At 58.2% G+C, this 2,351-nt stretch carries 3 protein-coding genes; all 3 read right to left on the bottom strand.

The features are described 5' to 3' along the window. Positions 1 to 796 (bottom strand): acetamidase/formamidase family protein (locus EOA13_RS36795; RefSeq protein WP_127298008.1); only part of this gene is annotated, 796 nt, incomplete at its 3' end. Positions 797 to 852: 56 nt separating this feature from the next. Beyond that, a complete protein-coding gene (locus EOA13_RS36790; protein ID WP_127298007.1) occupies positions 853 to 1,650 on the bottom strand; it encodes a glucose 1-dehydrogenase in 798 nt (265 codons plus the stop codon). A gap of 11 nt (positions 1,651 to 1,661) precedes the next feature. Continuing rightward, a partial coding sequence (locus EOA13_RS36785) for a GMC oxidoreductase (protein WP_245490602.1) occupies positions 1,662 to 2,351 on the bottom strand: 690 nt, incomplete at its 5' end.

Here is a 2,351-nt window from a genome sequence, read left to right as displayed (position 1 = left end):
GCCAGATATGAGCCTGTTTGAAGCCCTCTTCGATCGGACGATAGGAATTCAACTGCACGATCTCTGTCGGAGTCTCTACCCGGACAAACGGCGTTTTCTTGTTTTTGATGACCTCGCATTTCAACGTGATTTCGCCGCGGCTCTCGTCGCCGGTTCCGCCAAACTCGGTTGCCTGGGATGCATGCAGGTCGCCGCCATAAAGGAGGGCCCCTTTGTGGGCTACCGGGAAGTAGACCCGATGGCCTTTCCTGAACTCACGCGTGTCCAGGTTACCACCCCACGCGCATTGCATTGTCACGGTGTCGGAGCCGGAGGATGGGCGATCGGGCACAACGCCGAGCGTTCCGATCAGCGGCTGGAGGTTCCATCTGATGTGGTCGTCATAGATTCCGATCCCGTCAGAGGTTGTACCACTCGGCCCTGGCAAATGTTTGATGAACTTCGTGAACGGCCCGCGGGCCTGCGCGTACTTGAAGGAGTCCGCAAGGGGGCCGGCGCCCGGCTCGATTAGGACATAGCCTACGTCCTCGACAACGATGTCGACGATGTCTACCGCGAGCGTGTCTCCCTGCTCAGCGCCTTCTACGTAGACGGGGCCGGCGCAGGGGTTGAACTGCTTGAGACGATGCAACTCTCCAAGAACCTCCGGGGTCGGCAGGTCATCCTCCGACTTTATCCGGTTACTCATGGAATTTTCGACTTGGAGGACAAAAGTCTCGCCTTGCTTGACGCGGAGCTTCGGTTCCTTGAGCGCCATTTCATATTCGAGGGCGTCTTCGCGATTTATTCGTTGCATCGTCGTTCTCCGTATTTGGTTGATCGTGCTTTTCCCGGTGGCGCAGGTTCTCGCTGTCAGACGAGGATCATTCCGCCGTCCATCATGAATGTCTGGCCAGTGAAATAGTCAGAACCGCCGGAGGCCAGAAAGATTGCGAGGCCCGCGAAATCGGAAGGTACGCTGGCACGGCCAAGCAGGATGTTGGGAGTATAGCGAGCCATCCATTCTCCGAGGTTTTTCGTGACGCCGCGCTCGAGCATTTCGCGTTCCATGTTGTCCCAGAGCGGCGTTACGACCACGCCAGGCGCGATGCCGTTCACTGTGATATTGTTGGTTGCCAATTTACGGGCCGCCGCCTGTGTGAGCGAGATCACGGCAGCCTTGCTGGCACAGTATGGTGCGATGTCGGCGTAGCCCTGGCGTCCGGCGATGGATGTCGTGTTGATGATCTTCCCGCCTTTGCCTTGCTTGATCATCTGCTTGGCGACCTCCTGCATGCACATCAGGGTGCCGAGGGCGTTCACTCGCATGATCTTCTCGAAATTGGCTTCGTCGACCTCGAGAAATGGCATGGGATCGTTGATGCCCGCATTGTTGAAAAGTACGTTGATTTCCCCGTATGAAGTAAGCGCGTGTTGAACGAGGGTCTCAACCTCTGATCGCTCTGCGACATCGGCGGCGATCGATGTCGCCTCATAGCCCGAGTCTCGCAAGTCAGCCGCAATCGCCTCCGCGTTCTGTCCGTTGCGGCCGCTCACCACTACGCGCGCGCCGGCCATCGCCAGCGCGCGCGCTATCCCTTCGCCCAGTCCCTGGGTGCTGCCCGTGACAATGCAGACTTCGCCGTTCAAGCTGTTGATAGAATTTTCCATTGGTCCTCTCCTCAGTGGTCGATTCTGATCAGGTCGGAGGCTCTCTCCGCGATCATTACCGATGGAGCATTTGTGTTGCCCGAAGGGATCATTGGCATCACCGATGCGTCGACGACCCGAAGGTTCCCGACGCCACGCACTCTCAGGGCGCTGTCGACGACGGAGTTCCTGTCGATGCCCATTCGGCAGCTGCTCGTCGGGTGCAGCAGGGAGAGGCCATGAGAACGGGCGTGGTTGGCCAAATCCTCTCCGTCCAGACGGTCTAGATCGTCGACCAATGGACTCTTGATCATCGCCCGCATGGCAGGAGCAGACGCGATACGTCGCGCTATTGCCAAACCATTGACTAAGGCTTCCCGATCCTTCTCTTCGCGGAAGAAGTTGAACAGGATCTGCGGTGCCGCAGAGGGATCGGCCGAACGGATGTGGACAGACCCGGAGGCTTTTGGACGCAAATGTTCAACCATGATGGTAAAGCCCGAGAACGGCTGCGGTTTGAGCTGTTCGTCCGTGCACCAAGCCTGCAATGTGATGAGCAGGTCAGGCCGATCGATTTCGGAGCTGCTCTTTACGTAAACATTAGCGAGGTTTCCGTTGCTTGCCATCTGGCCGCCGCGCGTAAACAGGTACCGTGCCGCCGCAAGGCCTCTTCTCCAGAAGCTGGACGCGAGGTCATTGACGGTGATTGGGCGGGTGCAACG

This window comes from Mesorhizobium sp. M7A.F.Ca.US.011.01.1.1 (assembly GCF_003998295.1).
Classification (GTDB): Bacteria; Pseudomonadota; Alphaproteobacteria; order Rhizobiales; family Rhizobiaceae; genus Mesorhizobium.
The sequence above is the reverse complement of the archived record's forward strand: the minus strand, read 5'-3'. Positions and strand labels throughout refer to the sequence as shown.